Source organism: Bradyrhizobium sp., from assembly GCF_049581145.1.
In the GTDB taxonomy this organism is placed as follows: Bacteria; Pseudomonadota; Alphaproteobacteria; order Rhizobiales; family Xanthobacteraceae; genus Bradyrhizobium.
In genome coordinates, this window is sequence record NZ_JBAURI010001242.1 from 1 (window position 1) to 7,982 (window position 7,982).

At 63.4% G+C, this 7,982-nt stretch carries 7 protein-coding genes; 5 read left to right on the forward strand and 2 right to left on the reverse strand.

All coding sequences use genetic code 11. The features are described from left to right. Positions 1-261, reverse strand: a 261-nt coding sequence (locus WCB02_RS39425; RefSeq protein WP_423967797.1) for a hypothetical protein, incomplete at its 3' end; no start/stop codon positions are given. A gap of 408 nt (positions 262-669) precedes the next feature. On the opposite strand from WCB02_RS39425, the gene ftsH reads away from it, so the two are divergent. The 4 genes from ftsH (at position 670) to WCB02_RS39445 (ending at position 4,815) form a co-directional block, all read left to right on the forward strand. Further along, positions 670-2,592, forward strand: coding sequence for an ATP-dependent zinc metalloprotease FtsH (gene ftsH / locus WCB02_RS39430; RefSeq protein ID WP_423967800.1), 1,923 nt, complete (start codon positions 670-672; stop codon positions 2,590-2,592). 7 nt (positions 2,593-2,599) lie between these two features. Beyond that, positions 2,600-3,004, forward strand: coding sequence for a DUF3052 domain-containing protein (locus WCB02_RS39435; RefSeq protein ID WP_423967803.1), 405 nt, complete (start codon positions 2,600-2,602; stop codon positions 3,002-3,004). Between the two features lie 88 nt (positions 3,005-3,092). After that, entirely contained in the window at positions 3,093-3,356 is a 264-nt protein-coding gene (locus WCB02_RS39440; protein ID WP_423967805.1) for a hypothetical protein, read from the forward strand. Positions 3,357-3,609: 253 nt separating this feature from the next. Next, positions 3,610-4,815, forward strand: coding sequence for an ABC transporter substrate-binding protein (locus WCB02_RS39445; RefSeq protein WP_423967807.1), 1,206 nt, complete (start codon positions 3,610-3,612; stop codon positions 4,813-4,815). A 37-nt stretch (positions 4,816-4,852) separates the two neighbouring features. On the opposite strand, the gene WCB02_RS39450 is transcribed toward WCB02_RS39445, so the two are convergent. After that, the gene (locus WCB02_RS39450; protein WP_423967809.1) at positions 4,853-6,391 is read right to left on the reverse strand and encodes a hypothetical protein; all 1,539 of its coding nucleotides are present in this window, start codon (positions 6,389-6,391) and stop codon (positions 4,853-4,855) included. 235 nt (positions 6,392-6,626) lie between these two features. Here WCB02_RS39450 and WCB02_RS39455 point away from each other — a divergent pair, with 235 nt between their 5' ends. Then, positions 6,627-7,859 carry a glycosyltransferase family 87 protein gene (locus tag WCB02_RS39455; RefSeq protein ID WP_423967811.1) on the forward strand — a complete coding sequence of 411 codons (1,233 nt, stop codon included), beginning with the start codon at positions 6,627-6,629 and terminating at the stop codon, positions 7,857-7,859. Positions 7,860-7,982: the final 123 nt, after the last annotated feature.

Below are 7,982 nucleotides of genomic sequence, written 5' to 3' on the forward strand. Positions count from 1 at the left end.
CGACTTGCCCGCGCCAATGCCGCCGTGGATGTGCTGGCCGATGGCGCCGAGCGCTACCTCGCGCTCCGTGATCGCGCCACGTCCGGAACGGGGGCCGGGCAGTTTGATGCCGCGGCGTTCGCCGCGCTGCCCGAGGAAATCCGGCTGCGGCTGTTGATGCGCGCAATCAACCGATTCGGCCATGAAGGGCCAGCCGAACTCGGCAAGGTTGAAGCGTTGCTCGTACGGCTTGACCGGAGTTTTACGGGGGCTGCCGGACATGGGCCTTCAAAACCTCCGCATGTCAGGCTGAAACAGACCCTTGCGGGTGCATTGATCAGTGTCGATAGGGGACGGGTTCGCGTCGAAGCGGCGCCGCGCAGACACCGGCCGGCTCGCTTACGGCCGCTGACGAAGGGTGAATAGGCAGCAGAAGGCAAATCGGGAGCGTGGCTGCCGCACTATATCCCCGGACGGTCTTAACCACCTCGCAAAACAATGCTTTTGCCGGCATTTTTTAGCGGGAATCGGGCTAGGATGCGCTAAATAGTCCTGCGGGGTTCCCTTGGCAGCAAGGCGGGCTGCACCTAGATTGTGATATGGTCGACCGGGGGATTCCCTCGTGGTTACCCTAAGGACAGGTCCGAAGGATTAGAAGGCCGCGATCCGCGCGACCACGAAGGAAGATCAATGAACGCCAATCTGCGCAATTTCGCCCTCTGGGTCATCATTGTCCTATTGCTGTTGGCGCTGTTCACGCTGTTCCAGAATCCCGGTCAACGCGCTTCCTCGCAGGACATCTCGTTCTCGCAGCTTTTGACCGAGGTCGATCAGGGCCACGTGCGCGACGTCGTCATCCAGGGGCCGGACATTCATGGCACCTTCACCAACGGATCCTCCTTCCAGACCTATGCGCCGAACGATCCGACGCTGGTGACGCGCCTCTATAACGGCAAGGTGCAGATCACCGCCAAGCCGCCGGGCGACAACGTGCCGTGGTTCGTTTCGCTGCTCGTGTCCTGGCTGCCGTTCATCGCGCTGATCGGCGTGTGGATCTTCCTGTCGCGGCAGATGCAGGGCGGCGCCGGCAAGGCGATGGGATTCGGCAAGTCGCGCGCCAAGATGCTGACCGAAGCGCACGGCCGCGTCACCTTCGAGCACGTCGCCGGCGTCGACGAAGCCAAGCAGGATTTGCAGGAGATCGTGGAATTTCTCCGCGATCCCGGAAAATTCCAGCGGCTTGGGGGACGCATCCCGCGTGGCGTGCTGCTGGTCGGTCCTCCCGGCACCGGCAAGACCCTGATCGCCCGCGCGGTCGCCGGTGAAGCCAACGTGCCGTTCTTCACCATTTCCGGCTCCGATTTCGTCGAGATGTTCGTCGGCGTGGGCGCCTCGCGCGTCCGCGACATGTTCGAGCAGGCGAAGAAGAACGCGCCGTGCATCATCTTCATCGACGAAATCGACGCCGTCGGCCGTCATCGCGGCGCCGGGCTCGGCGGTGGCAATGATGAGCGCGAACAGACGCTCAACCAGTTGCTGGTCGAGATGGATGGGTTCGAAGCCAACGAAGGCGTGATCCTGATCGCTGCGACCAACCGGCCCGACGTGCTCGACCCGGCGTTGCTGCGTCCCGGCCGCTTCGACCGTCAGGTCGTGGTGCCGAACCCCGACGTCGTCGGTCGCGAGCAGATCCTGAAGGTGCATGTGCGCAAAGTTCCGCTCGCGCCCGACATCAACCTGAAGACGATCGCCCGCGGCACGCCGGGCTTCTCGGGCGCCGATCTGATGAACCTCGTCAACGAGGCGGCGCTGACCGCCGCGCGCCGCAACAAGCGCATGGTGACGCAGGCCGAGTTCGAAGAGGCCAAGGACAAGGTGATGATGGGCGCCGAGCGCAAGTCGCTGGTGATGACCGAGGAAGAGAAGCTTCTGACGGCCTATCACGAAGGCGGCCACGCCATCGTGGGTCTCAACGTCGTCGCCACCGATCCGATCCACAAGGCGACCATCATTCCGCGCGGGCGTGCGCTCGGCATGGTGATGCAGCTGCCCGAGCGCGACAAGCTGTCGATGTCGCTCGAACAGATGACCTCGCGGCTTGCGATCATGATGGGTGGTCGCGTCGCTGAGGAACTGGTGTTCGGCCGCGAGAAGGTCACATCGGGAGCCGCCTCCGACATCGAGCAGGCGACACGCCTGGCGCGCATGATGGTGACGCGCTGGGGCCTGTCGGAAGAGCTCGGCACCGTGTCCTATGGCGAGAACCAGGACGAGGTGTTTTTGGGAATGTCGGTGTCGCGCACGCAAAATGCGTCGGAGGCGACAGTCCAGAAGATCGACTCCGAGATCAAGCGGCTGGTGGAGGAGGGCTATAACGAGGCGACGAAGATTCTCACAGAGAAGCGCGCCGACCTGGAAGCCCTGGCCAAGGGCCTGCTCGAGTTCGAGACGCTGAGCGGTGACGAGATCGGCGATCTGCTGAAGGGCAAGAAACCGAACCGCGAATCAGTGCTTGAGCCGACCACTCCGCGCACCTCGGCCGTGCCGCCGGCCGGTAAGACGCGCCCGCGTCCCGATCCGGATGCAGGCCTGGAGCCACAGCCGCAGGCGTGACGTCGCCGTGGCCGGTCCGTCCGGCAAACCGGTTGTGCAAAAGCTCGGCATCAAGCCGGGCTTTCGCATTTTTGTCGACCGCGCACCCGCCGCGTATGCCGCCATCGCCGGAGAACTGCCCGATGGCGTCACCGTGCTCTCGCGCGCAAAAGCGCCGCTCGACATGGTGCATGTGTTCGTGGCCGAAGCGGCAGGCCTCGCCGACAAGCTTCGCCATTATCGGCATATGATCGTGCCCGACGGGATGATCTGGGTGTCGTGGCCGAAGAAGGCCTCGGGCGTTGCGACCGACCTCAGCGATGTCGTGGTGCGCAATACCGCGCTTGCGCTCGGCCTCGTCGACGTCAAGGTGTGCGCCGTCGACGCGACCTGGTCGGGATTGAAGTTTGTGATTCCAAAAGGCCGTCGATAGGGACAACCGATCGACGCTGATCGTGTCATGGAACCTTGGACGTTGCTAGCGAGTTATTTGTCCGGCACCGTTGAATTGGGTCTTTCGTGTGAGCGAACGCCATTCCATCAACCGAAAGACTCTTGCGGGGATTTCGCTCGCCATCGCGATCGTGTGCGCGGGCGTGCTGACGCTTCTGGTCCGCGACCGCTGGAACAGGCCCGAACTCAAATCCGCCGAGCAGGCCCGTCACGCGACGACGGGCGAGGCCGCGCAAGCCGCCGGAGCGAAGGTGCTGCCGACCGACCCGAAGCTCGCCGTCGAGCCTGCGCCCGCCGGACCGGCTCAGGCGCAGCCTGCCAATCCGAACTGATCGCGCCTTGCAACTGCGTGCACGGCGGCTACTTGGCCGCTCCTTTGCCGGCTCTCAGTAAATCGGATCCGCCTCGTGCGGGTCCGAACTGTCGCTGAGATGCGCGAGTTATCGCCGCGCGGGGCACGCTGCAAAGGCGATCGCAACAATTATAAATAGCGTCGATGCCGGCAGCATGGCATGTTTCCGTCAATGTTCCGAGCGGGCTGACCGTTCGGCTGCCGCCGAAATCAAAAAGATCGGGGAGGGAGCGATGCGTTCTGCCGCAACGATGGGGTTGGCGACCGCGCTGGTGCTCGCGGCCAGTTCGCCCGCGGTGAAGGCTGCCGAGATGCGCGGGGTGACGGCGACCGAGATCAGGATCGGCCAGACCATGCCGTATAGCGGTCCGGTATCCGCGTTCGGCGCGCTGGGCAGGGGCGAGGCCGGCTACTTCAAGATGCTCAATGAACGCGGCGGCATCAATGGCCGCAGGATTGTTTTGATCTCGCTCGACGACGGCTACACGCCGCCGAAAACGGTGGAGCAGACGCGGCGTCTGGTGGAGAGCGACGAGGTCGCGTTGATCTTCTCCTCGATCGGCACGGCGCACAACAGCGCGATTGCCAAATATCTGCAGAGCAAGAACATCCCGCAATTGTTCGTCGGCTCCGGCGCCTCGAAATTCGCCGACGTCGCGCAATATCCGCAGGCAACCGTCGGCGTGCAGGCGCCGTTCCGTTACGAGGCGCGGCTCTACGCGCGCTATGCGCTCGAGAAAAATCCGAACGCCAAGTTTGCGGTGATCTCGCAGAACGACGATTACGGCCGCGACTATCTGCTCGGCCTGAAGGACGTGCTCGGAGAGAAGTATGATTCCGTCGTCACGGGTGCGACCTATGAAGTCACCGATCCGGCGATCGATTCCCAGATCGTCAAGCTGAAGGCTTCGGGCGCCGAAGTGTTCGTGATCGCCGCGACGCCGAAATTTGCCGCACAGGCCATCCGCAAGGCTTACGAGATCGGCTGGCGGCCGATGACGTTCCTGTCCAGCACGGCGGTCTGGATTTCCACCGTGATGCAGCCGGCGGGGCTCGAGGCCGGAACCGGCATCCTGTCGGCCGCCTATGTCAAGGATCCCGACGACCCAGCCTGGGCCGACGATGCCGGCGTCAAGGGTTGGCGCGCATTCATGACGAAGTATGTTCCGGATGGCGACCCGCACGACACCAACTACGTCAACGCCTACAACAGCGCGATGACGCTCGAGGCCGTATTGAAAGCCTGCGGCGATGACCTGTCGACGGAAAACATCCTGAAGCAGGCCTTTGCGATCCATGATCTGGAATTGCCGATGCTGTTGCCCGGCATCAGGATCAACACCAGCCCGACCGATCACGTGCCGGTCGACCAGATGCAGTTCATGCGCTTCAACGGCAAGACCTGGCAGCGCTTTGGCGCGCTGCAGACCGGCAATTGAGGCCGGCCCGCTGTCGGACGCGCGATCGCGCGGCGGTCTACGGTGCGGGGCAGCCCGGCACGCAGGTCGGTTTGGCCGGCATCCCGGCGCCCGGCTCCTCCGTCCGGACATGGATGACCGCGATATCGTCGGCATAGAGCCGCTTCCAGCCCTGCATGTGATCCAACAGCAGCGCGGCCGGCGAGTCCGGCGCCAGCAGCGTGGCGTCGATACGATACTCGTCGAGCAGGCGCAGGAGGGTGTCGACCCTGCGGCCTTCCGTGGCCTTGAAATAGTCCATGACGAGTGTCTCGCCATAGAGCTCGGCGCGGCCGTCGATAAAGGGCGGCATATCCCGGGCGATCATGTAGCCGCCGAACGCATAGGCATTGAAGATGCGCTTGGTGCCCCGCTGCTTGAGCAGGTCGAGTGCCGCGGTCGGCGTCGGCGTCTTGGGGAAGACGAAATCGTGATGCGCCGCATAGGACAGGGTCGACGCCGCCACGCAGCCGGCGATGATGACCATCGTCAATCCGGACGCGTAAGGCAGCGACCAGAATTCCTTGGCCCAGGAACTCACGCGGTCGGCCGGCTTGTCCCGGCGCGTCAGCGGCCTCGCCAGCACAAGCGGGGACAGGAACGCGAAGGCATCGATGCTCCGCACGTGCGTCAGCGCCATGTAGACCAGCAGCAGCAACAAGAGGATTCGCGGCGGCGAAAGCACGATACCGCGGTAGAAGCCGAAGCCGATGAGGCCGAGAAGACAGGCCTCGAACGGGCCGAACGAACTGAAATTCGCGGGTTGCCATTCGGCGATGACCGACAGTAATTGACCGAGATCGAGGATCCGGGTCGCGGCGAGAAGCGTCAGCCAGCCATAGGGCGTGCAGCAACTCGCAACCAGCGCGGCGCAGCCGAACGCGAACCAGCGGAGAAACAGTGCGACCCGTCGCTCGGGCGCGGCGTCCCAGACCGCGATCAGCGCGATTGGACCAATCAGCGCCAATCCCAGCACGAACCCGCCATGCAGGCTGGCCCATAGGCTCATCAGCGGCAGCAGCAGGAATGACGGCGAGCGCCGCCGCTCGGCCGCCGACATCAGCGCGGCCACCCAGGCCACCATCACCGGCAGGGCCAGCACATGGGGCCGTGCCAACAGATGGTCGAACGACAGCGCCACCGCGAGCATCGCGACCAGCACCGAATGTGCGGGCTCGAGATGGGCGCTGAGCAGATGGACGAGAATGGCGACCGCGGCGCCGATCGCCAGCGAAGCGAGCACGACTGGTCCGGTCCATCCCCAATGGTCATAGACGACGGCGTACAGTACCTGCGACAGCCAAGCGTTCGAAATCCAGGAGTCGCCCGCGCGTATCAGCGAATAGATATCGGAATAGGGGACCGCGCGATGGTCGATGATCCATTGCCCGACCTTGACCTGCCAGAAGCTGTCCGAATCGTGCAGCAGCGTATTGCCCGTGAAAAAGCAGAGCAGATAGGTGGCGGCGCCGGCGCCGAACGGCAACAGCCAGCGCGCGGCGCTTGCGCTCCCCACCCGGCTCGGGGCGGACATCGAAATCGAATGACTGGCCTGCATGGCATGCTCCGGAGAGGTTCACGGCGAACCCCGTCATAATCGGATCATGGCGGTGATAAATTCGCGTAAAGCCGCCCAGCGGGCATGGCTGCATTTCATGGCTGCATTTTAAGCAAAACTGATCAATTCGACGCGCCAACGGTTAAAGGGCTTAAGGCCTCGTCAACGATAGGCTGGTCTAGTCTTCGTCAATGTGTGCTCTCCGCGATGATTTCCAGAGATATTTCGCATGGCCATGAGCCCGTCCCCCCTGGCGCCGGCGCCCAATGCGCTTCCGCCCGTGCTGTTCAATGTCTGCTTCGCGCTATGCGTCGTCAGCGTCTCGTTTTTTCCGGCGGCCTATATCGCCCACGCATGGATCTACGATGCCAACGGGCATGGCATTCCCACTGATTTCGTCAATGTATGGGCGGCCGGGAGGATGGTGCTCGAGGGCCATCCGGCACTGGCCTATGATTGGGATCTGCAAAAGCAGATCGAAGTCGCGCTACTGCAGCAGGACTTCGTCGGGCATTTCGCTTGGCATTACCCGCCGCCGTTTCTGTCGGTCGCCTCGTTTCTCGCCCAGTTTCCTTACCCCGCAGCCTTCATCGGCTGGGTCTTGCTGAGCATAGTGCCTTATCTCGCGGTGATGCGCGCGATCGTCGGCCGGACCTTCGGCCTGGTCCTGGCAATGTCCATTCCCATGGTGGTGGACAATGCACTGGTCGGACAGAACGGCTTCCTCACCGCCGCTCTGGTCGGCGGCACGCTCTATCTGTTGCCGACACGACCGGTCCTGTCCGGCATCTGCCTGGGCTTCTTGACCTACAAGCCGCAATACGGCTTGCTGTTTCCGGTCGCCTTGATCGCAGCCGCCGAATGGACCGCGTTTTGCTCCGCTGCGATCACCGCAATTGTCCTGGCCCTGGCGTCCTGGCTCGCCTTCGGCACCGAGAGTTGGCAGGCCTTCTTCCACTGGATGCCGATGTTTTCGCAAGCCTTCCTCACCGAAGGCAGGGCCCCCTGGTGGAAGCTGCAGAGCTTGTTCGCGCTGGCCCGCTATTTCGGCAGCACCGAGCAACTCGCCTGGATATTGCAGTGGGTGTTGACCGCGGCGGTGGCGGTTACCGTGGTCACGATATGGCGCAGTCGTGTGCGCTATTCGCTGAAGGCCGCAGCGCTTGCGGTCGGTACGCTGCTGACGACGCCCTATTTGTTCATGTACGATATGACAGTCTTGGCCATTCCAGTCGCATATCTCGTCCGCCTCGGGCTGGCGGGCGGCTTCCGCGGCTATGAACTGGCCGCGCTTGCCTGCGCGCTTGTCCTGTCCATGAGCTTCCTTTTCCTCGGGCAGCCGGTCGGCTTCGCCGTGACCCTGATTGTGGGAACTCTTGTGCTGCGTCGCGCTGGCCCCTGGTGGCGACGGGCTCCGGCGCGCGGGCACGCCACTTCAGGCGATGTGGGGGATTTCCAGCGCGCCTAGCAGCCTGTCGGACTTATTCCTTATTCCCATCATCCGCCTAATCGGTCTCATCCGCCGTCGTCGGCGGCTCAAACGGTGCTGAGGGCGAACATCCGCTTGATGTTCCACGCCATGGTGACCAAG